Consider the following 23,475-nt stretch of genomic DNA (forward strand, 5'->3'; position numbering starts at 1 on the left):
CTCCTAGACTGGGCCCGTGACGCTCAGGCTCTACGACACCGCGACGCGCGAGGTGCGCGACTTCGTCCCCCTCGTCGAGGGTCGGGCGGGTCTTTACCTCTGCGGTCTCACCGTGCAGTCGGAGCCGCACGTCGGCCACGTGCGCTCGGGGGTGAACTTCGACGTGCTCCAGCGCTGGCTGCGCCACAGCGGCTACGACGTCACCTTCATCCGCAACGTCACCGACATCGACGACAAGATCCTCACCAAGGCCGCCGACCAGGGCCGGCCCTGGTTCAACCTGGCCTACGCGATGCACCGCGAGCTCGACCGCGCCTACGCCGCGCTCAACGTCGCCCCGCCGACCTACGAGCCCGCCGCCACCGGCCACGTGCCGGAGATGGTCGAGCTGATCGGCGCGCTGGTGGAGCGCGGCCACGCCTACGCCGCCGCCGACGGCTCGGGCGACGTCTACTTCGACGTGCGGTCGTGGCCGTCCTACGGCGAGCTGACGCGCCAGGGCATCGACGACATGGAGGCCGCCGAGGACGCCGACCCCCGCGGCAAGCGCGACCCCCGCGACTTCGCGCTGTGGAAGGGCCGCAAGACCACCGAGCCCGAGACCGCGTCGTGGCCCAGCCCGTGGGGCCGCGGCCGGCCGGGCTGGCACATCGAGTGCTCCGCGATGGCCGGCAAGTACCTCGGCCCCGCCTTCGACATCCACGGCGGCGGCGTCGACCTCCGCTTCCCCCACCACGAGAACGAGCAGGCCCAGTCGCGCGCGGCCGGTCACGCGTTCGCGTCGTACTGGCTGCACAACGCGTGGATCACCACCGCCGGCGAGAAGATGAGCAAGTCGCTGGGCAACACCCTCTCCATCCCCTCGGTGCTCCAGCGCGTGCGTGGGGTGGAGCTGCGGTTCTACCTCGTGGCCGCCCACTACCGCAGCCACGTGGAGTTCAGCTTCGAGGCGCTCGACGAGGCCGCCCAGGGCTTCCGGCGCATCGAGGGCCTCCTCGACCGCGTCGCCGCCGCCGGCGGGCCGGTCGAGTGCGGGGACACCCTGCCCGCGGCCTTCGTCGCGGCGATGGACGACGACCTCGGCACCCCGGCGGCGGTGGCCGTGCTCTACGACGCCGTGCGCGAGGGCAACCGCCTGCTCGCCGCGGGCGACCACGCCGGCGCCCGGGAGCTCGCGGGCGGGGTGCGCGCCATGCTCGGCGTGCTCGGCCTCGACCCCGCCGACCCCGCCTGGGGTCCGGCCGCGGGCGCCGACGACCAGCTCACCCATGCCGTCGACGTCCTCGTTGCCGGCCTCCTCGAGCAGCGCGACGCGGCCCGGGCCGCCAAGGACTGGCCCACGGCCGACGCGCTGCGCGACCGGCTCAAGGACGCCGGCATCGCGATCGAGGACACCCCCGACGGACCGAAGTGGAGCCTGACCGATGCCCGGTAATTCCCAGCGCAAGGGCGCGATCAAGAAGACCGGCAAGGGCAACCCCACCGCCGGCTCCGGCGGGCGGGTCCGCCGCGGCCTGGAGGGTCGCGGCCCCACGCCCAAGGCCACCGACCGGCCCTACCACCAGGCCCACAAGGCCAAGAAGCGCGCCGAGAAGTCGGCCGAGCGCACCCCGCAGAAGCGGCGACGCACCGGCTCGACCGACATCGAGTGGATCGCCGGGCGCAACTCGGTGGTCGAGGCGCTGCGCGAGGGCGTGCCGGTCACCGGCGTCTACGTCGCCGAGGGTGCCGAGCGCGACGGGCGGCTGCGCGAGGCCTTCGCCCTGGCCGCGGACAAGGGCATCAGCCTGCTCGAGGTGGGCCGTCAGGAGCTCGACCGCCTCACCGCCGGCGCGGTGCACCAGGGCCTGGCCGCGAAGATCCCGGCCTACGAGTACGCCCACGCCGACGACCTGCTCGACCGCGCCGAGGAGGCCGGCGAGAAGCCGCTCATCGTGGTGCTCGACCAGGTCACCGACCCCCGCAACCTCGGGGCCGTCGTGCGCAGCGCGGCCGGCTTCGGCGCGCACGGCGTGGTCATCCCCGAGCGCCGCGCCGCCGGCATGACCGCCTCGGCGTGGAAGACCAGCGCGGGCGCCGCAGCGCGCATCCCGGTGGCCCAGACGGTCAACCTCGTGCGCCAGCTCAAGGCCTACCAGGACGCCGGCTGCATGGTCATCGGCCTGGCCGCCGACGGCGATGTCACCCTGCCCGAGCTCGACCTGGCCGACGGCCCGCTGGTCGTCGTGGTGGGCTCGGAGGGCAACGGCCTCTCGCGCCTGGTGTCGGAGACCTGCGACCAGCTGGTGTCGATCCCCATGGCCAACCAGGTGGAGTCGCTCAACGCCGGCGTCGCCGCCTCGGTCACGCTCTACGCCATCGCCCGGGCGCGCGCCTGACCCAGGCGGGTCAGGCGGTGCGCCGCCGACGCAGGAACGGGTCCTCCAGCGAGGGAGGCACGTAGCCCCGGTCGGCGGTGGCGAGGTCGGTGCCGGGCGGCACGATCTCGTCGATGCGGTCGAGCACGTCGGGGGTCAGCCGCACCTCGACGGCGCCCAGCTGGGTCTCCAGCTGCTCCATGGTGCGCGGGCCGATGATCGGCGCGGTCACCGCCGGGTGCTGGAGCACGAAGGCCAGGGCGAGGTGCACCAGCGTCAGGTCGAGCTCCTCGGCGAGCAGCGCGAGCTGCTCGACCGCCTCCAGCTTGCGCTGGTTGGCGGGGTCGGTGAGGTCGTACTGGCCCGCGCGCAGGCGCGAGCGGTGGTTGTCGGGGGCGTCCTGGCCCTGGCGGAAGCGGCCGGTGAGCCAGCCGCCGTTCAGCGGGCTCCACGGGAGCACACCCATGCCGTACCTCTGCGCCACCGGGAGCAGGTCGCGCTCGATGCCGCGGGCCAGCAGCGAGTACGGCGGCTGCTCGGTCACGAAGCGGCCCAGACCGCGGCGCTCCGAGGTCCAGTGGGCCTCGACCACCTCGTGGGCGGGGAAGGTGGAGCAGCCGAAGGCGCGGATCTTGCCGGCCCGCTGGAGGTCGGTGAGGGCGGCGAGCGTCTCCTCCACGTCGGTCTCCCGCTCGGGGCGGTGCACCTGGTAGAGGTCGATCCAGTCGGTGCGCAGGCGGCGCAGGCTGTGCTCCACCTCCTGCACGATCCAGCGGCGCGAGTTGCCGCGCTGGAGCGGGTCGCCGCCGGGCTGGCCCATGTCGACGTCCATGGGGCCGTGGAACTTGGTGGCCAGCACGACCCGGTCGCGGCGCCCGCCGGAGAGCGCCGTGCCGACGATCTCCTCCGACTCCCCGCGGGAGTAGACGTCGGCGGTGTCGACGATGGTGATGCCCGCGTCGAGCGCGCGGTGGATGATGCGCGTCGACTCGGCGTGGTCGGGCTCGCCCCAGGCGCCGAACATCATCGCGCCCAGGCACAGCGGGCTCACCTGCATGCCGGTGCGACCCAGGCTGCGATACTGGGACATCGAGGGCGTGGGCTGCTGCGTGCTGTCGGGGGCGGTGTCTGCTGCGGTGTCGGCGGCCATGGGCCCACGCTAGGCCGCCCGGCCAACCAGCACAGCCCCCCGACCTCCAGGAGCCGACCCCGTGCACGAGGAGCAGACCGGCCCGGTGCGGCGACGGCCGTGGAGCACGGCCGCGGTCGTCGCGGGCTACCTCGGCGCCTGGCTGGTGCTGGCCGCCCTCGCCGCCGTGCTGCTCTTCCTCGGCAGCGACCGCGAGGTCAACCTGGCCAGCCACGACGCCGTCGTGCGCCCCGACCTCACCGGCGAGGTCGTCGTGCGGACCGGTCCGGTGCTGCCCGACGTGCGGGTCGCCTCCGACAGTCGCATCGGCATCGACGTCAGGCTCGGCAAGACCGACGCCACGACGACCGGGGCGCTGCTCGACCGCTACGCCGTCATCGCCGCCCAGCCCGAGGGGCTGGAGGCCAAGCTGCGCGAGGCGGTCGAGGACATGGCCGTCGACGCCGCCCTGCGGGGCGCGGTGCTCGGGCTGGTGCCGCTCCTGGTGTGGGTGCTGGTCGGCGGCGCCCGCCGCCGCGAATTGCTGGGCGTGGCGCGCACGCCGAGGGGGCCGCTCGCCGTGGCGCTGGTGGGGCTGATGGTCGCGGGGCTGTGGCAGCCGTGGGCGCCGCGCGAGGACCGGCTCACCGACGAGCAGCGCTGGGTCGCGCTCGACGACTTCCTCGGCCCGGGGGTGCCCGTGCCCGAGGAGCTGGCCGACGTCGAGGTGCTCGGCGACGTCACCACCGACGAGACCAGCCGTCTGGTCGCCAGCGCCGTCGACACCTACGACAAGAGCCGGGTCTTCTACGCCGACGCCGCGCAGGCCGCCGCCGACCTCGACCTCCACGAGCCGGCGGAGGGCGAGACCGTGGCGGTCGTCGTCTCCGACCGCCACGACAACGTCGGCATGGACGCCGTGGCCCGCGGCATCGGCGACGCCGCCGGCGCCAGCGCGGTGCTCGACCTCGGCGACGACACCTCCACCGGCCAGCCCTGGGAGGCCTTCTCCCTCGACTCCCTCAACGCCGCCTTCGACGGCGATCCCTACGACGACCGCCGCTGGGCCGTCACCGGCAACCACGACAACGGCGACTTCGTGGGCCGCTACCTCGCCGACCGTGGCTGGACCCTGCTCGACGGCGAGGTCGTCGACGGCCCCGGCGGGGGCGACCTGCTGGGCGTCTCCGACCCCCGTGCGAGCGGCCTGGGCAGCTGGCGCGACGAGACCGGACTGTCCTTCGACGAGGTCGGCACCCGCCTGGCCGACGCCGCCTGCGGCGCCGAGGACCGCGTCGAGACCGTCGTGGTCCACGACGCCAACATGGCCCGCGAGGTGCTCGAGCGCGGCTGCGCCGACCTCGTCCTGGGCGGGCACCTGCACGTGCAGGGCGGGCCCGACCGGGTCGAGGCCACCGACGGCGACCAGGTCGGCTACACCGTCACCAACGGCACCACCGGCGGCGCGGCCTACGCCCTGGCGATCGGCAGCAAGATCCGTCGCGCCGCCGACGTCACGCTGGTCACCTACGCCGAGGACGGCCGGCCCGCCGGGGTGCAGTCGGTGCAGCTGCAGACCAACGGCGCCTTCACCGTGCGCGACTACGTCGAGCTGGAGCTGGTCGCGGCCGAGTGAGGGCCGGTGCCCGGCTCGGGGCTCACTCGGGCTCGACGGCGACGACCTCGTCGGGGCGGCGCGTGAGCTGGGTGGAGATGTAGTCGCGGGCGGTGTCGAAGATGTCGACCTCGCGCCCGGCCTGCTCGGAGAGGTACCACCGGTGCTCGAGGATCTCGTGGAAGACCTCGGCCGGCTCCAGCTTGCCCCGCGCCTCCGGCGGCACCAGGGCCGTCACCGGCTCGTAGATGCGCGTCAGCCAGCGGTTGGCCACCAGCGAGCGGTCCTCGCGGCCGAGGTCGTGGTGGGCGGTGAAGGAGGCGAGGTCGTTGAGCAGGCGTCGCGCCTGACCGTCCTCGACGTTGAGCCCGGTGAGGGCCTGCAGCTCGCGACGGTGGTGGCCGAGGTCGACGACCTTGGGCTGGATGCGCACCTGGTCGCCGTCGAAGTCGGTGACGATGTCGAGCTCGTCGACGTCGAAGCCGAGGTCGTTGAGCCGCTCGATGCGCTGCTCGATGCGCCACATCTCCTCGGCGGAGAACTGCTCGACACCGGTCAGCTCGTCCCACAGCTCGGTGTAGCGACGCCCCAGCAGCTCGACGACGGCGTGGGCGTCGATCTCGTGGCGCACCGACTGGCTGGCCTGGAGGTCGAGCAGCTCGGCGAAGACGTTCTCGGTGGCGACGGTGAGGTCGTGCTGGCGCAGCTGGTCGGACAGCGTGGCGTTGAGCTCCCCGGTCTCGGCGTCGACGAGGTAGGCCGCGAAGCCGCCCGCGTTGCGGCGGAAGAGCACGTTGGACAGCGAGACGTCGCCCCAGAAGAAGTCGGCGAGGTGCAGGCGCACCAGCAGCACCACGAGCGCGTCGACCAGCGAGGGCAGGTCGTCGGCGTCGAGGCCGTGGCTGAACAGGCTGCGGTAGGGCAGCGAGAACTGCAGGTGCTCGGTGAGCAGCGCCGCGGGCAGCTCCTCGCCGTCGGCGTCGACCCGGCCCGCCACCACCCCCTGGGGCACCACGGCGGGCAGGCCGAGCCGGCCGAGGTCGCGCAGCATCCGGTACTCCCGGAAGGCGATCGCCTCCACGGTCTCCTTCACCGCGTAGGTGCGACCGCGCAGCCGCACGATGCGCACGACGTGGCGCGAGAGCCCGCGCGGCAGGGGCACGACGAACCGGTCGTCCCACTCCTCGAGCGGGGTCGACCAGGGCAGGGTCACGATCGCGGGATCGGGCCTGCTCGCGACGATGCGCAGCGCCATGGCCACAACCTAGACCCTCGCCCGGCCCGGCCCCGCGCGGCTCAGAGCCGCCAGACCCGCACGCCGACCCCGTCGGCCGGCACGCGCAGGGTGCCGCGGCGGACCTTGAGCCGCCCGCCCGGGCCGCCCGGCTCGGTGCCGAGCAGCGCCTCGACGTCGCCGAGGGCCTCCTGGCCGGTGGCGAGCAGGGCACCCTCGGGCAGGTCGACGCTCCCGCCCGCGGCGCGTCGCGCGCACACCAGGAGCGACCCCGCGGGGTGCTCGCGCACGAAGACGAGGGTGTCGTCGTCGACGTGGGCCCACCGCAGGCCCCCGCGGGTCAGCGCGGGCTCCGCGGCGCGCAGCCGCGCGAGGGCGGCGTAGGTCGCGAGCGTGTCGTGGTCCCAGTCGTCGCGGCGGTGCCACGGCATCGGGCGGCGCGCGTCCTCGCCGTTGACGCCCTCGAGGCCGATCTCGTCGCCGGCGAAGACCATCGGCACGCCGGGCAGGGTGAACTGGAGCCCGGCCGCGACCCGGTGGACCGGGGCGGAGCCGGTCAGCGTGCGGATGCGCGCGGAGTCGTGGCTGCCGAGGATGCTCCACGACTGGGCGGTGGCCTGCCAGCCGTAGCGCGCCTGCCACTCGCGCAGGGTGCGGTGGACCTGCTGGCCCGGGCGTCGCGGCACGGGCACCGGGCGGCCGAAGGGGCGTGCGGGGGAGTCGGGGTGGCGCAGCCACGACCACACCGGCCAGGAGAAGCCGGAGTAGTTCATGGTGCCGTGCCACCCGTCGCCGTCGAGGTCGCCGGAGGCGTCGTGGTTGTGCTCGCCGATGACCCAGGCGTCGCCGCGCTCGGCCTCCGCCGTGCGCCGCACGGCCCGGGCGGTGGCGTGGTTGACGTCGACCGCGCCGAGGCGCCCGGTCATGTTGGCGACGTCGATGCGCCACCCGTCGACCGAGAAGGGCGGGCGCAGCCACCGCGCCACGACGCTGTCGGGGCCCTCGACCATGGCCGCGCGCAGGTCGGGGTCGGCGAGGTTGAGCTTGGGCAGCGTGCCGTGGCCCATCCAGCACTCGTAGCTGCCGTCGTGGGCGAAGTAGTACCACCCGCGGGTGGGGGAGTCGGGGGCCGACGCGGCCCGGGTGAACCACTCGTGGGTGTCGCCGGTGTGGTTGGTGGTGAGGTCGCCGAGCAGGCGCAGCCCCCGGGCGTGGACGGCCTCGGCCAGCCGCGCGTAGGCCGCGTCGCCGCCCAGCAGCGGGTCGACGCCGTCGAAGGTGGAGGCGTTGTAGCGGTGGTTGCTCTCACCGGGGAAGACCGGCGTCGTGTAGAGCACGGTCGCGCCGACCTCGACGAGGTGGTCGAGGTGCTCGGTGACGCCGTCGAGGTCGCCGCCGAAGAGCTGGAGCGGCGTGCGCGGGTCGGAGCCCTCGAAGACGACCTCGTCGTCCCAGCGCGCCGGCACCGCCCAGGCCGGGGTCTCGCGCTCGTCGGCGGCCGTCGAGCGGGCGAAGCGGTCGGGGAAGACCTGGTAGACCACCGCCTCCCTGCCCCAGTCGGGCGCCCCGGCGTGGGTGGTGACGCGGAAGTCGAGGCTGTCGGGGCCGTCGTGGTCGACGACGCCGGCGGCGGTGAGCCAGCGCTGCGGGGAGCCGTCGGCCTCGGGACCCACCAGCAGGAAGCGGTAGTGGGTGACCGGGTTGTGCAGCGGCAGCTCGCCCTCCCACCACACCGACCCGTCGGCGCGGGCGTCGCGCGCGACCACGGTGCAGGCGTGGAAGGTGGGCTCCGCGTCGTACGTCGTGCGGATCCACACCCGCTCGACCGGGTCGTCGGCGGCGACCCGGCAGCGCACGCGCACCGACCAGCCCAGCGTCGGGGACTCGTCGTCGAGGTAGGCGGGGGACCCGTCGTGGTGGGGCTCGCGCAGCAGGCTCATGGCGCGGATTCTCCCTCACCGCGCGCGGCCGGGCGCACGGCTCCGGCGACTGCGCCCACGGGCGCCGCCCGGCTCGCGCCGCCGTCGGGCGCGGCGTCTAGGATGACGCCGCGCTCGACGAGCGCACGCCGGTGTAGCTCAGTAGGTAGAGCGCTTCTCTTGTAAAGAAGATGTCGCGGGTTCGACTCCTGTCACCGGCTCCACGACCCGCCCCACCACCGCTCTCACGCGCCGAGCAGCGCCCGCATCTGCTCGATCTCCGCGCTCTGGGAGTCGACGATCGACTCCGCCAGGGCCACCGCGTCGGCGTCCTCGCCCTCGGCGGCCTCGGTCTCGGCCATCTCCACCGCACCCTCGTGGTGGGCGACCATCATCTCCAGCCACTCCTCCTGGAAGGACGCGTCGGGCGCCTCCTCCAGCGCGTCCATCTCGGCGTCGCTCATCATGCCGGGCATGTCGGAGTCCATGTCCATGCCGCCGGACCCGTCCGTGCCCGTGCCGTCCTCGGCGTGGGCGTTGGCGTGGTCGTTGACGGTGGGGGGCACGGGCTGGTCCCAGGCGGTGAGCCAGTCGACCATCTGCTCGATCTCGGGGGCCTGGGCCGAGCGGATCTGCTCGACGAGGTCGGCCACCTCGGGGTCGAGGTCGCGGCCGGTGGTCATGTCGACCATGGCCAGGGCCTGGGCGTGGTGCTGGACCATGTCGGTGGCGAAGACGACGTCGGCCTCGTTGAAGTCGGCGCTCTCGGGCACCGAGACCGCGGCGGACCCGGTGTCGGAGCCGGAGCCGTCGTCGTCGCCGCAGGCCGCCAGGCCGGTGGCGAGCGCCGCGGCCGCGAGGCCGGCGGCGAGGGCCCGTCGCGTGCGGGCGGGGGTGGTGCGGGCGGGGGTGGTGCGGGCAGGGGTGGTGCGGGTCGTGGTCATGGCTGTCTCGTCTCTCGTCGGTGGTGCAGGTGTGCGGGCGCGCAGGTGCAGGTCGTCGTCGACGACCGGCTCCTCAGCAGCGGCACACGCAGAGCGCGGAGAGCAGCGGTGGGTCGGGGTCGCGGCCGCGGGCCGGCGGGGCGACACCGAGGAGGGTCAGCCGCGGCAGCAGCCAGGGGGTGCGGCGCAGTCCACGACCGAGGAGCAGCAGGGCGCCGAGGCCGCCGAGCAGCACCGCGAGACACAGCCCGGCCATGCCGTCGTCCACCGGGGGCGCCGACAGCACCGCCGTGTCCGGGCCGGTGCCCGGGGCCGCCGCGCCGGCTGTCTCGCTCTCGTGACCGGTCCGGTGGCCGGTCCCGTGGTCGGTCCCGTGGTCGGTGGCACCGGCGGGGGCGACGTGGGCGGAGTGGCCCGCGGAGTGGTCGCCGAGCCCGTGCATGCCGAAAAGCCCGGCCAGCACCAGGAAGAGTGCCGCCAGGGCCCAGCGGGACCTCGACCTCGTCACGTCCTCCAGGGTAGCGAGGCGCTCAGCGCAGCCGTCGAGGGGCGAACGTCCTCGGCGGGGAGGCGATGGCCCCCTGAGCGGCCACCAGCTGGATCTCGCGGGTGCCGGCCGCGAGGGTCTCCTCGAGCACCGCGAACACGGTGCCGGTGGTGAGGGTGAGCGCCTCGGCGGGCGAGCCCGTGGTGCGCAGGTGGGCGAGGTAGAGCGCGGCGGTGACGTCGCCGCAGCCGTTGGGGGCGAGGGGCAGCAGGGGGGTGGTGACCGCCCACGCGCCGGCGTCGGAGACGGCGACGACGTCGAGGTGGCCCTCGGGCACCGCGTCGTGCAGCACCGAGGTGACCAGCACGTCGCGCGGGCCGCGCTCGCGCACGACGTCGACCGCGGCCAGCACCTCCTCCAGCGTCGTGGTGGTGGTGCCGGCGAGGAAGTCGAGCTCGAAGTGGTTGGGGGTGACGACGTCGGCGGCCGGCACCACGGTGTCGCGCATGAACTCGGGGATCCCCGGTCGCACGAACATGCCGCGCCCCACGTCGCCCATCACGGGGTCGCAGCAGTAGACCGCGGCGGGGTTGAGCTCCTTGACCCGCGCCACGGCGTCGAGCACGACCGCCCCGACGGCGGGGTCGCCCTGGTAGCCCGAGAGCACCGCGTCGGCCTGCCCGAGCACTCCGCGGTCGTCGATCCCGGCGATCACGTCGCGCACGTCGTCGGGGGCGAGAAGCGGGCCGCGCCACGCGCCGTAGCCGGTGTGGTTGGAGAAGTGCACGGTGTTGACCGACCACACCTCGTGGCCGAGGCGCTGCAGCGGGAAGACCGCGGCGGAGTTGCCGACGTGGCCGTAGGCGACCGAGGACTGGATCGAGAGGATCTGCACGGGACCATCATCGCGGGCCGGGTGGGCGGCGTGCGAGCCTGGGGGCGTGCCCCCGGCTCCCGACCTGCGCACGCGCTCCACCGCGCGGCTCGCGCTCACCGCGATGGGACCCGACGACGCCGAGCAGCTCTTCGCGATCCTCTCCGACCCGCGCGGGTGGTGGTTCGACCCCGCGGCACGCCACGTCGACCTCGCCCGCACCCGGGCGTACGCCGAGCGCGCTGCCGCGCGGTGGCCCGCCGACGGGCTGTCCTACTGGACCGCCCGCGACCTGCGCACCGGCGACGTGGTGGGCCTCGGCGGCGCCCAGCGCCACCGCAGCGGCGCGTGGAACCTCAGCTACCGCGTGGCCACCGGGCAGTGGGGCCGGGGCCTGGCGACGGAGCTGGCCGCCGCGGGCGTGGAGGCCGCACGCCTGGCCGACCCCACCAGCCCCGTGGTGGCTTTCGTGCTGGCCGCCAACACGGCCTCGGCGCGGGTCGCCGCAGCCGTCGGCCTGGTCGACCGCGGGCCCCGCGTCGACGTCAACGACGGCGTGGAGCGCCACGCGTGGAGCGACCGCCCCCTCGAGCCCGAGCCGGGCTGAGGCGGCGGACCCGGGTTCAGGCGACCTGGAGCGAGCGCTTGGAGAGCCCGATCCAGAAGCCGTCGATGCGCTGCTCGCCCGGGTCGTCGGCTCGGGTGGCCGCGCCGAGGGTCACGAAGAGCGGGGAGAGGTGCTCGACCGTGGGGTGGGCGTAGGGCAGGCCCGGTGCGCGGTCGGCGTAGGCCGCGAGCTCGTCGACGTCGCCGCGGGCCAGCGCCTCCGCGGCCCACGCGTCGAAGTCCTGCGACCAGGCAGGGGCCTCGGCGTCGATGCGGAAGTCGCGCAGGAAGGGCAGGCCGTGGGTGAGGAAGCCCGAGCCGATCACCAAGACACCCTCGTCGCGCAGCGGGCGCAGCCGCTCGCCGATCGCCAGCAGGCGGGCCGGGTCGTGGGTGGGCAGCGACATCTGCAGCACGGGCACGTCGGCGTCGGGGTACATGACCTTCAGCGGCACCCACGCACCGTGGTCGAGGCCGCGGGAGGTGTGCTGGTGCACCGGCTCGCCCGCGGGCATCATCGCCGCGACCCGGGCGGCCAGCGCGCTGGCGTCGGGGGTGCGGTAGGTCATCCGGGAGTACTTCGGGTCGAAGCCGCCGAAGTCGTAGACCAGCGGGGCGCCGCTGGCGCTCAGGCTGATCGGGGCCGACTCCCAGTGGGCGCTGACGATGAGCACGGCGGTGGGGCGCGGCAGGTCACCGGCCCAGGCCGCCAGCTGCGAGGACCACAGCGGGTCGTCGAGCAGCGGCGGCGCGCCGTGGCCGATGTAGAGGGCGGGCACGCGCCCGGTGGCGGGCGCGGGTGAGGCGGTGGGTGCTGCGTCGGGCATGGTCACGTCCAGATCAATGGTTGAGGATTCAATCTTATTCCTTCGGGACCGCCCACGCCACCGGGGAGCCACCCTGCTCGACGAGCATCCGGTCGACCGTCGAGAAGGGGCGGGAGCCGAAGAAGCCCCGGCTCGCCGAGAGCGGCGAGGGGTGCACCGACTCCACCGCCGGCACGTCACCCAGTGCGGGGCGCAGCGACTGGGCGTCGCGACCCCACAGGATCGCGGCCAGCGGCCCGCCCCGGGCCGCCAGCGCCGCGATCGCGGCGTCGGTGACCTGCTCCCAGCCCTTGCGGCGGTGCGAGGCCGACTCCCCGGGACGCACCGTCAGCACGCGGTTGAGCAGCATGACCCCGGCGTCGGCCCAGGCCGTCAGGTCGCCGTGCGGCGGTGGCTCGACGCCGACGTCGCTGCGCAGCTCGGCGTAGATGTTGGCCAGGCTGCGCGGCACCGGCCGCACGTGGGGGTCGACGGCGAAGCTCAGCCCGATCGGGTGCCCGGGGGTGGGGTAGGGGTCCTGGCCCACCACCAGCACCCGCACGTCGGCCAGCGGCCGCTGGAAGGCGCGGAAGACGTGCTCGCCGGCCGGCAGGTAGCCGTGGCCCGCCGCCACCTCCTCGCGCAGGAAGGCACCCATCGCCGCCACCTGCGCGTCCACCGGGGCCAGGGCCTCGGCCCAGTCGGGGGCCATGAGGCCCTTCTCCACGAGTCCGGCGAGTGCGCTCATGCCGCGACGCTACCCAGCGCCGGAGGGGGTCGCCCCGGCGGCGTCGGAGGACCACTGCGCGATCCACTCGTCGAGCGCGACCCACGTCGTCCCCCGGGCCGCGCGACCGGTGAGCATGCCGAGGTGGCCGCCGGGCACGATCTCGAAGCGGACCTCGGGCGAGCCCGACAGCAGCGGCACGACGGCCTTGACCGCAGGCACCGGGGCGATGCCGTCGGTGGCGCCGGCGAAGACGAGCACCGGCACGTCGATGTCGGCGAGGTCGAGGGTGCGTCCCTCGACGTCGAAGGTGCCGCCGACCAGGGCGTTGCCCTTGACGAAGCGGTGGTAGAGCTGGCCGAAGGTGCGCCCGGGGTAGGCGATCATGCCGTCGGTGAAGCGGTCGACCGCCTCGATCTGGGCCAGCCACTCGCCGTCGTCGAGGTTGCGGGCCACCGCGAGCGGCTTGGTGACGACCTTCTGGAACGACGAGAGCTGGAAGGCCCAGCGCACCAGCGGCTTCGGGGCGCCCCCGAGGGCTTGGTAGCCCCGCGTGACCAGGCCGCGGCCGTCGCTGAGGTTGAGCAGCGGGCGCAGCGGCGCCACCAGCGGCACCAGCCTGACGTCGACCGGGGAGCCGACCACGGTGAGCGAGGCGATGGGCAGGTCGGGGGAGCCCGCGGCCGCGAGCATCGAGAAGATGCCGCCCAGGCTCCAGCCCACCACGTGCACCGGGCGCCCGCCCGCGTGGGCCGAGGCCTCGCGCACGGCCGTGGGCACGACCTCCTCCACCCAGTGCTCCATGCCCAGGGCCCGGTCGCGGAAGGAGACCTGGCCGTACTCCACCAGGTAGGTCGGGCGGCCGGCGCGCACGAAGTGCTCGACCAGCGAGCAGCCGCGGCGCAGGTCGTAGCAGGTCGCGGGCGCCGCCAGCGGCGTCACCAGCAGCACCGGGTCGCCGGTCTGCTTGACCGCGGCGGCGGGCCGGTAGTGGTAGACCTCGCGCAGCGTGCCCTCGTCGATGAGGGTGCGCGGCATCGGTCGCAGGTCGGCGAGGCCGCCGTAGAGGACCTTGTGGGCGACGTTGCCGGCCGCGGAGACGACCTGATCGGGCTTGGGGATCAGATCCATGCTGCGAAAGTTACCCCGGGGTCCGCGAGGAGCGGGCCAGGATCGGGTCGGGAGCAGGTCACGAGCGCCGGGCCGGCTTGACCGCCTTGCCGTGGGTGCCGACGTCGGAGAGCTCCGACATGAAGGAGGCCGCCCACGCCGCCACGTCGTGCTGGGTGACGGTCTTGCGCATCGCCTTCATGCGCCGGGTGGTCTCGCGGGGCTCGGCGTTGAAGGCCTCCAGCAGCGCCGACTTCATGCCGTTGATGTCGTAGGGGTTGACCAGCCACGCCTGGCGCAGCTCGTCGGCGGCGCCGGCGAACTCCGAGAGCACCAGGGCGCCGTCGTTGTCGTAGCGGCAGGCGACGTACTCCTTGGCCACGAGGTTCATGCCGTCGCGGTAGGGCGTGACGACCATGACGTCGGCGGCGGTGTAGAGCGCGGCCATCTCCTCGCGGGGGTAGGAGGAGTGCAGGTAGGAGATCGCCGGACGGCCGATGCGGCCCAGGTCGCCGTTGATGCGGCCGACCAGCCGGTCGATCTCGTCGCGCAGGATCCGGTACTCCTCCACCTGCTCGCGCGAGGGCACGGCCACCTGCACGAAGACGGCGTCCTCGACGTCGAGCTGGCCGTCCTCGATCAGCTCGGCGTAGGCGCGCAGCCGGGCGAAGATGCCCTTGGTGTAGTCGAGCCGGTCGATGCCGAGGAAGACCTTGCGCGGGTCGCCGAGCGCCTCGCGGATCTCGGCGGCGCGCGCGACGACCGGCTCGGAGCGCGCCATCTCCTCGAAGCCGGCCGCGTCGATGGAGATCGGGAAGGGCGAGGCCCGCACGGTGCGGCCGTCGGGCAGGTAGACCAGGTCGCGGTGGGTCTTGTGGCCCACGCGCTGGCGCACGAGGCGCACGAAGTTCTGCGCCGCCCCCGGCAGCTGGAAGCCGACCAGGTCGGCGCCGAGCAGGCCCTCGAGCAGCTGGCGGCGCCACGGCAGCTGCTGGAAGAGCTCCGCGGGCGGGAAGGGGATGTGGAGGTAGAAGCCGATGCGCAGGTCGGGGCGCAGCGTGCGCAGCATCTGCGGCACCAGCTGCAGCTGGTAGTCGTGGACCCAGACCGTGGCGTCCTCGGCGGCCAGCGACGCGGCCTTCTCGGCGAAGCGCTGGTTGACGTGGACGTAGGAGTCCCACCACTCGCGGTGGAACTCCGGCTTGGCCACGAGGTCGTGGTAGAGCGGCCAGAGGGTGCCGTTGGAGAAGCCCTCGTAGAAGCCCTCGATGTCGGCCTGGGTCATCGACATCGGCACCAGCTCGAGGCCGTCGTGCTCGAAGGGGTCCAGGCCCTCCTCGGTGCCGCCGGGCCAGCCGATCCACACGCCGTCGTTGGCGCGCATCACGGGCTCGATGGCGGTCACGAGGCCGCCGGGGGAGGTGCGCCAGCCCGAGGACCCGTCGGGCTGGGTGACCCGGTCGACCGGCAGGCGGTTGGCGACGATGACGAGGTCGTAGGGCACGGGGCGACCCTAGTCAGTCCTCGGGGGCGGCGCGTCCCCCCGGTGGGGTGGATCGGGGGCGGCGACCAGGTCAGCGCTCGTGGGGGAAGCGCACACCGACCTGCGCGCGCAGGTCGTCCATCTGCCGCAGCAGGGCCAGGGTCTGGGCGTGCGGCACCAGCGGGCTCTCGCGCAGCCCCGCCGCGACGCAGCGCGCCACCTCGAGCAGCTCGTTGCCGTAGCCGCGCCCGACGACAGGCTCGGCGCCCTCGAGCAGCAGCACCTCGCCCAGCCCGCCGCCGTCGTTGCTGCTGCCCTCGGCGTACGGCGTGAAGGTGGCGGCGGCCGGGTGGTGGAAGTCGGGCAGGTCGACGCGGCCGAGGCTGGTGGCGACGGCGGCGGCGCGCGAGGACCACGACGTCATCGACGCGGTCATCGTGGCCAGGGCGCCGCCGGGGTAGCGCCCGGCGACCGCGATGTCGAGGTCGATGCCGCCCTCGGAGAGCGTGGCGGTCGCGGTGAGGGCCTCGGCCTCCCCGAGCAGCAGGTGGGCCACGGTGAGGGGGTAGATGCCCATGTCGAGCAGGGCGCTGGCCCCCAGCGCAGGGTCGAGCATCCGGTCGCCGGGGTCGGCGTCGACGCGGAAGCCGAGCTCGGCGTGGAGGTGGCGCGGCGTGCCGAGCTCGCCGGAGGCCAGGCGGGCCGCGACCTCGCGCACGACCGGGTGGGTCGCGGTCCACATCGCCTCCATGAGGAAGCGGTCGTGCTCGCCGGCCAGGCGCACCATCTCCTCGGCCTGGGCGGCGTCGAGGGTCAGCGGCTTCTCGCACAGCACGTGCTTGCCGGCCTCGAAGGCCAGGCGGGCGTGCTCGAGGTGGAGGGCGTGGGGGGAGGCGACGTAGACGACGTCGACCTCGGGGTCGGCCACGAGGGCCTCGTAGGAGCCGTGGGCGGTGGGCCGGGGGCCGATCGCGGCGTACCAGTCGGCGAACTCCTCGGCCGCCTCCTGGCGGCGCGAGCCCACGGCCACCAGCCGGGCGCCCGGGGTGAGCGCGAGGTCCTGGGCCACGCCGCGCGCGATCTTGCCGGTGGCCAGGAAGCCCCACCGCAGCTCGGGGACCGGGGCGGCGTCGGGCGTCGGGGTGGGGGCGCTCATGGGCCCCACCCTAGGAGCGCGACGCGCGGCGGGTCCGGCGGCGGTTCGAATGACACCGTTGTGGTTCGGCGACTACAGTGAGCCCCGGCCACCCCCACCACGACCTCCCGGAGCGCAACGCATGGAGCCGCAGCGAGACACCCAGCGCGACCCCGGCCCCGCCGCGCTCAGCGAGCGCGACCGCGACATCCTCGAGTTCGAGCGGCAGTGGTGGAAGTTCGCCGGCGCCAAGGAGTCGGCGGTGCGCGAGAAGTTCGACATGAGCTCCACGCGCTACTACCAGGTCCTCAACGCCCTTATCGACCGCCCCGAGGCGCTCGAGGCCGACCCGCTGCTCGTGCGGCGGCTGCGGCGGCTGCGGGCCGCCCGTCAGCGCCAGCGCTCGGCGCGCCGCCTCGGCTTCGAGGTCTGACCCCTTCCCCAGCACGACTTCCCCAGCACGACCAGACCCTGACAGGGAGCTCCCATGCGGGTGCGTGACCAGCGAGGCGTCGTCTACCCCTCGCCCGTGGTGATCCTCTCCATCATCGCCGTCGCGATGGCGGCCGTGGCGTTCTTCGCGACCCAGGGCAGCGAGCCCACCGAGCGCGAGATCACCCCGATCGCGCGCGAGGAGGCCAGCCCCTCGCCGAGCGCCACGCCCGAGGCCGACGAGACGACCGAGCCGGCGGAGCCGGAGAAGACCAAGAAGCCGAAGCCCGCCGTGGAGCGCAGCGCGGTCTACGTCGAGGTCTACAACAACTCCAGCATCTCCGGCCTGGCCGCCGAGGCGGGCGCCAGCGCCTCCGACGTCGGCTGGCAGGTCGTCGGCACCGACAACTGGTACGGCACCGTGCCGGCCACCACCGTCTACTACCCCGCCGGCCTCAAGCGCGAGGGTGAGCTGCTCGCCCTCGACCTCGGCGTGGACCGCATCATGCCGGCGGTCGGCGTCATGAAGCCCGACCGCCTCACCCTGATCCTCACCGCGCCCCTGTCCTGAGCGCGGGGGCGTGGTTGGCTGGGTCCATGGAGTTCACCTCGACGCGGGGCGAGCAGCGCTACGCCGCCCTGGTCCGCGCCGCCGCCGAGACCGTCGTGGGCCTGGACTTCGACGGCACGCTGTCGCCCATCGTCGACGACCCCGAGCAGGCCCACATCCACCCCGACGCCAGCGCGGTGCTGGTCGACCTGGCCACGCAGGTCTCCGCGGTCGCCGTCGTGACCGGGCGGCCCGCGCGCCAGGCCCTCGACCTCGGCGGGCTCGAGGAGGTCGGCAACGCCGTCGGCGAGGCCGGCAAGGAGCTCTACGTCTTCGGCCAGTACGGCAACGAGCGCTGGAGCTCCACACGGCGCCGCGTGGTCGGGCCGCGCCCGCCGCACGGCCTGGCGACCTTCCTGCGCGACCTGCCCCGCACGCTGCGCAGCGCCGGCGCGGGGGAGGCGTGGCTGGAGGACAAGGGCCTCGCGGTGGCCGTGCACACCCGCCGCCTGCCCGACCCCGACGCGGCCTTCGAGGCGCTGCTCGGCCCCGTGGGCGACCTCGCCCGCAGCCACGACCTCAGCGTCGAGCCCGGCCGCCACGTGATCGAGGTGCGCTCGGCGGGCATGCACAAGGGACTGGTGGTGGAGCGGCTGGTCGAGGAGCTGGGCGCCGGCGGCTTCCTCTTCGCCGGCGACGACCTCGGCGACGTCGAGGCCTTCGAGGCCGTCGGCGCTCTCGACGACGCGGGGCTGCCGACGCTGCGGGTGTGCTCGGCCAGCGACGAGGAGAGCACGCTCGTCGCGATGTCCGACGTCGTGGTCGCCGGGCCCGAGGGCGTCCTCGCGCTGCTGGCCCAGCTCACCGCCGACGCGCGCGACTCGCGGGCCTGACGCCGCCGTCCGCCCCTGGCGGTGCCCCCCCCGGGACCGGGCGGCTCAGTGCGCCGAGCAGCAGGGGATCTGCACGCGCTGCTCGAAGGCGACCAGGCCGCCACGACCCGGCTGCACGAGGAGCACGCACCGGCCCTCCCGCCACACCGGCCGGGCGAAGCCGGTGAGGTCGAGCGCCGCGTCGCGGCGTACGTCGCTCCCGGCCAGGCCCTCCACGGCGTCGACGCCGCTGTCGGCCTCGACGGCGGCGGGCGTGGTGAGACGCTCGACGGCGGCGCGGCCGGGGTAGTCGACCAGCCGCCCCGCCCGCCGGGCGCGGTGCTCACCCCGTGCCGCCCGGGCGCCGCCGAGCAGCCCCGGCGGCCCGGCGCTGGCGCCGTCGAGGACCAGCGCCACCCCGGGCAGGGCCTCGGCCAGACGGCAGAGCACGTCGGCCCGGGCGGGGGGTCCCGCGCCCTCCCCGGGGTCGGCCCAGGAGAGGGCGACCGCGGTGTGCGCGTCGGGCACGCGCACCACGTGGGTGCTGGCCCAGCGGTCCGTCCCGGTGCCAGCGACCTGCGCGAGCACCTCGCCCACCGCGTGGACGAGGTGCTCGGCGGCGCCGTGGTCGCGGGTGCCGCCGTCGACGCCCAGCGTGGTGCGCAGGGGCGGGGTCACCTCGCCGGGACGACCCAGATCGGGTTCGTGTAGAACCACAGGTCCACCCACGGGTCGGCGTCGCCCATGACGTCGAGCGCCGGACCGGCCGGGTCGACGCCGGCGCCGAGGTAGCCCGGCTGCTGGCGGTTGCCGTCGGTGCCGCGCAGGCGCACGTAGAAGGCCTCCTCGGCCGTGCCGAGGTCGTGGCGGATCTGGAAGGTGCCGGTGCGCGCCGACGTGTCCCACTGCTCGACGACCGTGGTGTCGGGGGCGGTGAAGGTGTCGCGGTCGCTGGCCGAGGCCGGGTCCACGACGCCGCGCACGAGGTCGACGCGGTTGAGCCGGGGGGTGAACATCGCCCAGTTCGGGACGTCCTGGGCGGTGATGGTCACCACCAGGCTGAGGCGGGCGCCGCGCGGGGCGACCAGCGTGCCGCCGAGGGTCTCGGTGAGCCGCCCGGGGCGCCGTCCGTTGCCCCGCGTCGCGACCACCTTGACGTCGACCGACTTCACCAGGCCGCCGTGGTCGACCCACACCCGCCCGTCGCGCATGCCCTTCATCACCGCGCGGTAGGACCGCGAGGTCGTGCCGACGTGGGTCCGGCTGTAGAAGCCGGGCCAGAAGTCGCCCGCGGTGGTGTTGACCCGGCCGGCGTAGACCGGGTCGCCGTAGCGGCCGTCGGCGTTGAACTGCTCGGAGGTGGAGCCGTCGGGGCGCCGTGAGGTGTCGGTCCAGTTGACGTGGGAGTCGGAGTTGGCGCTGATCGACCAGGGCTTGCCCTCGGCCAGCAGCGAGTCCCACAGCCCGCCGACGGTGGAGGTCATCCAGTCGAAGCCGCCCCACGTGCGGTAGCTCTCGGGCGGGTAGGCGGCGAAGGAGTTCGGGCCGGGCGCGTTGCCGTAGTAGCCGCGCGAGGAGCCGGCGCCGTAGCCCTCGGGCAGACCGGCGGCCTGGTGGCCGGGCGCACCCTCGAAGCCGATGGCCACGCTGGGGTCGGCGTCGCGCCAGGCGCGGATCTCGTGGGGGCTGTCGATGCCGTTGCGGGCGGGGTGGTTGGCCAGGAAGAGCGCGTCGGTGACCCGCTTGCGGCTGACCTGCCGGCCCAGCCACTGGATGCCGGCCACGGCCAGCGCCTCGTTCTCCGGGCTGCTGGCGGAGGCGCCCTTGACCGAGCCGTCGTAGTCGTTCTCGAACTGCTTGAGCACCGCGACCTCGTGCGGACCCGGAGCGACGAAGACCGTGCCGTGCTCGGCGGCGGGGATGTTCCACTCCAGGCCCTGGAAGACCAGGGTCCCGGGCAGCTCGGCGCGGGCGTCGAGGATGTCGGGGTTGACCAGGTCGACGCCGATGCGGGCGTGGGTGGCGCCGCCGTGGTCGGTGATGACCAGCCAGTCCAGGCCGTAGGCCGCTGCGTGCTGGGCCTGGTCGAGCACGGTGTACTGACCGTCGGAGCTGTGCTGGGTGTGGATGTGGTGGTCGCCGGCCAGCCACTGCGTGACCGCGCCGCCGGAGGGGCCGGGGCCGCGTCGGGCGGCCTCCTCCGCGGTGGCCGCGGTGACACCGCTCATGCCGGCCATGCCGGCCGCCGCCGCGCCGGTGAGCCCGGCCGCGCGCAGCAGGTTGCGCCGTGAAAGCTCGCCGGGGGAGAGGTCGGTGTCGGGGGCGTCCCCGGCCAGCGCCGCCGACGTCAGCGCGGTGGCCTCGTCGGTGGTGTGGCGGTGGTGGGTGTGCCCGTGGGTGTGCCCGTGGGAGTGCCCGTGGGAGTGCCCGTGGGAGTGGTCGTGCGGGTGGTGGGGGTCGTGGGTGTGGCCGTCGTGCGTGCTCACTGTCGCTCTCCTCGAGACGTGGGGGAGCCGGCCGCCGCGGGCCAGCCCTGCGACGCTCCACCGCGACGGTGAACGCCGGCCCCGCTGTGCGCGGCCCGCCGGTGAACGACGCGCGCCCGGCGTACGTCTCACCCCGGTGGGCGGGTCCACATCGCGGGACCGATGTGCGCATGCTGAGACGGCGTCGTACTGTTTTCAACAGCTCATCCAGAGGGACTGAGGGAACGGCCCAGTGAAGTCCCGGCAACCGCCACGAGCCTCCGCCACCCGGCACATCGGGGAAACGGACGTGGAGACGGTGCCAATTCCGCCCGGCGCGAGAGTCGCAGCCGGGGAAGATGAGAAGGAGGACGCGTGAGCACCGTCGCTGAAGTAGAGACCGCCCAGCCCACCCCGGCCGACCAGCCCGGGATCCGCGAGGGTGCGTTCGGCAACGCCCGGGCCCTCGCCTGCCGCGAGTGCGGCAACGAGGTCGAGCTCGGCCCCCACTACGCCTGTCCGGAGTGCTTCGGTCCGCTCGAGGTGTCCTACGACTTCCCGGTCGTGACGCGCGAGGAGATCGAGGCCGGCCCGCGCAACATCTGGCGCTACAAGGCGCTGCTGCCGGTGCCCGACGACATCGAGCAGAGCCCCAACATGGAGCCGGGCTTCACCCGCCTGCTCCAGGCCCGCAACCTCGGCCGCGAGCTCGGCCTGGAGAAGCTGTGGGTCAAGGACGACAGCACCAACCCCACCAACTCCTTCAAGGACCGCGTCGTGGCCTGCGCGCTGAGCGCCGCCACCGAGTTCCACTCGAAGGTCTTCGCCTGCCCCTCGACGGGCAACCTGGCCAACGCCGTCGCCGCGGCGGGCGCCCGCGCCGGCATCAAGACCGTGGTCTTCATCCCGAGCAACCTCGAGAAGCCCAAGCAGGTCAACTCGGCGGTCTACACCGACTCCCTCGTCGCGGTGAACGGCAACTACGACGACGTCAACAAGCTGGCCTCCGAGATCGCGGGCGAGGAGGACGGCTGGGCGTTCGTCAACGTCAACGTCCGCCCCTTCTACGCCGAGGGCTCCAAGACCCTCGGCTACGAGATCGCCGAGCAGCTCGGCTGGCGCCTGCCCGACCAGGTCGTCATCCCCGTCGCCTCGGGCTCGCAGCTGACCAAGGTGCACAAGGCCTTCGGCGAGCTCGTGCGCCTCGGTCTCGTCGAGGACAAGCCGGTCAAGATCTTCGGCGCCCAGGCCACCGGCTGCTCACCGGTCTCGACCGCCTACAAGGCCGAGGTCGACGCGATCCGCCCGGTCAAGCCCGACACCATCGCCAAGAGCCTGGCCATCGGCAACCCCGCCGACGGCATCTACGTGCTCGACATCTGCCGCAGCACCGGCGGCGCGGTCGAGGACATCACCGACGACGAGGTCCGCGAGGGCATCCTGCTGCTGGCCCGCCACGAGGGCATCTTCACCGAGACCGCCGGCGGCACGACCGTCGGTGTGCTCAAGAAGCTCGTCGAGACCGGTCAGCTCGACCCCACCCTCGAGACCGTCGTCATCAACACCGGCATGGGCCTGAAGACCCTCGACGCCGTCTCCGACCAGGTCGGCCCGGCCGCCACGATCGACGCGTCCTACGCGGCGTTCACCGCCACCGGCATCGCCTGACCGGCCGCTCCGCCGCACCCCTCCCAGCCCTCGCCGCACCAGCACCAGGAGATCGACCCCATGAGCGTGTCCGTCCGCGTCCCCACCATCCTGCGCACCTACACCGGTGGTGAGTCCGAGGTGACCGCCTCCGGTGCCACCCTGGCCGACGTGCTCGACGACCTCGAGACGCAGTACGCCGGCATCCGCGCCCGGGTGCTCGACGACAACGGCAAGCTGCGCCGCTTCGTCAACGTCTACGTCGGCAGCGAGGACGTCCGCTTCCTCGACGACCTCGCCACCCCCACCCCCGACGGCACCCAGGTCTCGGTCATCCCCGCCGTCGCCGGCGGCTGACCCACCCGCTCCCTGCTCGGAGCGGCTGTCGAGGCGGGACCTCCCGCGCCGCGGTGGTCGAGGCGGGACCTCCCGCGCCCCGGTGGTCGAGCAGGGAGCGCCATCCCCGCGGTGGTTGAGGAGGGAGCGCCAGCGACCGTCTCGAAACCACCCTCACGCGACAGCGCAACCTTCCTCACAGATCCACCGATAGACCTAGCCATCGAATATCTGTTCGAATAAACTAGGCGCATGCTTCTCGACCTCGACACCACCGGCGCCGTGGTCGACGTGGAGTCCCTCGAGGCCGACGAGGTCCTGGAGTACGCCGCCGACACCGCCCGCTCGGTGCGCGCCGCCGAGCGCCGCACCCTGCGGGTCATGGCCCGCTGGGGTGCGCTGAACCCGGACCGGGCCTACGCGTGGTCGGTGCCGGGGATGATCCGCCACGGCCTGGACGAGTTCGCGGCTGAGCCGTTGGCCTTGGCGTTGGAGATGTCGCCGGTCAACGCCGGCTGCAACCTCGCGGAGGTCATGGAGCTGGTCCACCGGCTGCCCCGCATCTGGGCGATGGTGGACGATCTCACCCTCCCCGGCTGGCGGGCGCGGCGGATCGCCTCCCAGACCCAGGTGCTCAACGACACCGGGGCTGCGTTCGTGGACCGCAAGGTCGCCGCCCTCGGCCCCCGCGTGCAGAGCCTCGGCGCGCGGCGCATCGAGCTGTTCGTGGCCGAGGCGGCCGCCAGG

At 74.2% G+C, this 23,475-nt stretch carries 22 protein-coding genes, 1 tRNA gene, 1 pseudogene and 1 riboswitch; of the genes and pseudogenes, 11 read left to right on the forward strand and 13 right to left on the reverse strand.

The genetic code is table 11. The annotated features are described in order from the left end of the window. Nucleotides 1-16 precede the first annotated feature (16 nt). Nucleotides 17-1,435 (forward strand): cysteine--tRNA ligase, encoded by a 1,419-nt coding sequence (cysS, locus tag ASF47_RS08285; RefSeq protein ID WP_056863493.1) that lies wholly within the window; start codon nt 17-19, stop codon nt 1,433-1,435. After that, nucleotides 1,425-2,378, forward strand: coding sequence for a 23S rRNA (guanosine(2251)-2'-O)-methyltransferase RlmB (rlmB, locus tag ASF47_RS08290; protein ID WP_056863494.1), 954 nt, complete (start codon nt 1,425-1,427; stop codon nt 2,376-2,378). Before cysS ends, rlmB begins: the two co-directional genes overlap by 11 nt. 10 nt (nt 2,379-2,388) lie before the next feature. Here the strand turns inward: rlmB and ASF47_RS08295 are convergent, their stop codons facing one another. After that, complete coding sequence (locus ASF47_RS08295; protein ID WP_056863598.1) at nt 2,389-3,447, reverse strand: aldo/keto reductase; 1,059 nt, start codon at nt 3,445-3,447, stop codon at nt 2,389-2,391. 121 nt (nt 3,448-3,568) lie between these two features. Between ASF47_RS08295 and ASF47_RS08300 the strand changes: the two genes are divergently transcribed. Beyond that, nucleotides 3,569-5,122, forward strand: a complete 1,554-nt coding sequence (locus ASF47_RS08300) for a metallophosphoesterase (RefSeq protein WP_082500123.1) — start codon at nt 3,569-3,571, stop codon at nt 5,120-5,122. A gap of 22 nt (nt 5,123-5,144) precedes the next feature. Here the strand turns inward: ASF47_RS08300 and ASF47_RS08305 are convergent, their stop codons facing one another. Then, nucleotides 5,145-6,356 carry a DUF4032 domain-containing protein gene (locus ASF47_RS08305; RefSeq protein WP_056863495.1) on the reverse strand — a complete coding sequence of 404 codons (1,212 nt, stop codon included), beginning with the start codon at nt 6,354-6,356 and terminating at the stop codon, nt 5,145-5,147. 41 nt (nt 6,357-6,397) lie between these two features. Beyond that, nucleotides 6,398-8,275 carry a glycoside hydrolase family 13 protein gene (locus tag ASF47_RS08310; RefSeq protein WP_056863496.1) on the reverse strand — a complete coding sequence of 626 codons (1,878 nt, stop codon included), beginning with the start codon at nt 8,273-8,275 and terminating at the stop codon, nt 6,398-6,400. A 127-nt stretch (nt 8,276-8,402) separates the two neighbouring features. On the opposite strand from ASF47_RS08310, the gene ASF47_RS08315 reads away from it, so the two are divergent. Continuing rightward, nucleotides 8,403-8,478, forward strand: a tRNA-Thr gene (locus ASF47_RS08315). 21 nt (nt 8,479-8,499) lie between these two features. Here the strand turns inward: ASF47_RS08315 and ASF47_RS08320 are convergent. The 3 genes from ASF47_RS08320 to pdxY all read right to left on the reverse strand — a co-directional run bounded on the left by ASF47_RS08320 (nt 8,500) and on the right by pdxY (nt 10,580). After that, nucleotides 8,500-9,198: a DUF305 domain-containing protein gene (locus ASF47_RS08320; protein ID WP_056863497.1), complete on the reverse strand. Its 699-nt coding sequence runs from the start codon at nt 9,196-9,198 to the stop codon at nt 8,500-8,502. A 73-nt stretch (nt 9,199-9,271) separates the two neighbouring features. Next, nucleotides 9,272-9,706 (reverse strand): hypothetical protein, encoded by a 435-nt coding sequence (locus tag ASF47_RS08325; protein WP_156697808.1) that lies wholly within the window; start codon nt 9,704-9,706, stop codon nt 9,272-9,274. A 22-nt stretch (nt 9,707-9,728) separates the two neighbouring features. Then, nucleotides 9,729-10,580 carry a pyridoxal kinase PdxY gene (gene pdxY, locus ASF47_RS08330; RefSeq protein ID WP_056863499.1) on the reverse strand — a complete coding sequence of 284 codons (852 nt, stop codon included), beginning with the start codon at nt 10,578-10,580 and terminating at the stop codon, nt 9,729-9,731. A gap of 46 nt (nt 10,581-10,626) precedes the next feature. Here pdxY and ASF47_RS08335 point away from each other — a divergent pair, with 46 nt between their 5' ends. Further along, complete coding sequence (locus tag ASF47_RS08335) at nt 10,627-11,166, forward strand: GNAT family N-acetyltransferase (protein WP_056863500.1); 540 nt, start codon at nt 10,627-10,629, stop codon at nt 11,164-11,166. A 16-nt stretch (nt 11,167-11,182) separates the two neighbouring features. Here ASF47_RS08335 and ASF47_RS08340 read toward each other — a convergent pair whose 3' ends face one another. The 5 genes from ASF47_RS08340 to ASF47_RS08360 all read right to left on the reverse strand — a co-directional run bounded on the left by ASF47_RS08340 (nt 11,183) and on the right by ASF47_RS08360 (nt 16,447). Continuing rightward, entirely contained in the window at nt 11,183-11,992 is an 810-nt protein-coding gene (locus ASF47_RS08340) for a dioxygenase family protein (protein ID WP_200919013.1), read from the reverse strand. Between the two features lie 34 nt (nt 11,993-12,026). Further along, nucleotides 12,027-12,719 (reverse strand): uracil-DNA glycosylase, encoded by a 693-nt coding sequence (locus tag ASF47_RS08345; protein ID WP_056863501.1) that lies wholly within the window; start codon nt 12,717-12,719, stop codon nt 12,027-12,029. Between the two features lie 9 nt (nt 12,720-12,728). Beyond that, nucleotides 12,729-13,829 carry an alpha/beta fold hydrolase gene (locus tag ASF47_RS08350; RefSeq protein WP_056863502.1) on the reverse strand — a complete coding sequence of 367 codons (1,101 nt, stop codon included), beginning with the start codon at nt 13,827-13,829 and terminating at the stop codon, nt 12,729-12,731. Nucleotides 13,830-13,887: 58 nt separating this feature from the next. Beyond that, nucleotides 13,888-15,312, reverse strand: a complete 1,425-nt coding sequence (locus tag ASF47_RS08355; protein WP_056863503.1) for an alpha,alpha-trehalose-phosphate synthase (UDP-forming) — start codon at nt 15,310-15,312, stop codon at nt 13,888-13,890. 70 nt (nt 15,313-15,382) lie between these two features. Continuing rightward, entirely contained in the window at nt 15,383-16,447 is a 1,065-nt protein-coding gene (locus ASF47_RS08360; protein WP_056863504.1) for a Gfo/Idh/MocA family protein, read from the reverse strand. Nucleotides 16,448-16,568: 121 nt separating this feature from the next. Here ASF47_RS08360 and ASF47_RS08365 point away from each other — a divergent pair, with 121 nt between their 5' ends. Genes ASF47_RS08365 through otsB form a run of 3 tightly spaced genes read left to right on the forward strand, consistent with a single transcriptional unit; the run spans nt 16,569 to nt 18,301 of the window. Then, nucleotides 16,569-16,859: a DUF3263 domain-containing protein gene (locus ASF47_RS08365; RefSeq protein WP_056863505.1), complete on the forward strand. Its 291-nt coding sequence runs from the start codon at nt 16,569-16,571 to the stop codon at nt 16,857-16,859. A gap of 54 nt (nt 16,860-16,913) precedes the next feature. After that, a complete protein-coding gene (locus ASF47_RS08370) occupies nt 16,914-17,429 on the forward strand; it encodes a LytR C-terminal domain-containing protein (RefSeq protein WP_056863506.1) in 516 nt (171 codons plus the stop codon). 26 nt (nt 17,430-17,455) lie between these two features. Then, the gene (gene otsB, locus ASF47_RS08375) at nt 17,456-18,301 is read left to right on the forward strand and encodes a trehalose-phosphatase (RefSeq protein ID WP_056863507.1); all 846 of its coding nucleotides are present in this window, start codon (nt 17,456-17,458) and stop codon (nt 18,299-18,301) included. A 45-nt stretch (nt 18,302-18,346) separates the two neighbouring features. On the opposite strand, the gene ASF47_RS08380 is transcribed toward otsB, so the two are convergent. Then, a complete protein-coding gene (locus tag ASF47_RS08380) occupies nt 18,347-18,958 on the reverse strand; it encodes a hypothetical protein (RefSeq protein ID WP_056863508.1) in 612 nt (203 codons plus the stop codon). Further along, nucleotides 18,955-20,766, reverse strand: a complete 1,812-nt coding sequence (locus tag ASF47_RS08385; RefSeq protein ID WP_056863509.1) for a PHP domain-containing protein — start codon at nt 20,764-20,766, stop codon at nt 18,955-18,957. Before ASF47_RS08385 ends, ASF47_RS08380 begins: the two co-directional genes overlap by 4 nt. 200 nt (nt 20,767-20,966) lie before the next feature. Continuing rightward, nucleotides 20,967-21,111: riboswitch (SAM riboswitch) on the forward strand. Nucleotides 21,112-21,120: 9 nt separating this feature from the next. Between ASF47_RS08385 and thrC the strand changes: the two genes are divergently transcribed. From thrC to ASF47_RS08400, 3 genes and pseudogenes are all read left to right on the forward strand, one after another. Next, on the forward strand, nt 21,121-22,413 hold the full coding sequence (thrC, locus tag ASF47_RS08390; RefSeq protein WP_082500124.1) for a threonine synthase: 1,293 nt from the start codon (nt 21,121-21,123) through the stop codon (nt 22,411-22,413). A gap of 60 nt (nt 22,414-22,473) precedes the next feature. Further along, the gene (locus ASF47_RS08395; protein WP_056863510.1) at nt 22,474-22,749 is read left to right on the forward strand and encodes a MoaD/ThiS family protein; all 276 of its coding nucleotides are present in this window, start codon (nt 22,474-22,476) and stop codon (nt 22,747-22,749) included. Between the two features lie 231 nt (nt 22,750-22,980). Next, nucleotides 22,981-23,475, forward strand: a pseudogene (locus tag ASF47_RS08400) (hypothetical protein); the annotation flags it as partial.

Source organism: Nocardioides sp. Leaf285 (assembly GCF_001422955.1).
In the GTDB taxonomy this organism is placed as follows: Bacteria; Actinomycetota; Actinomycetes; order Propionibacteriales; family Nocardioidaceae; genus Nocardioides; species Nocardioides kribbensis.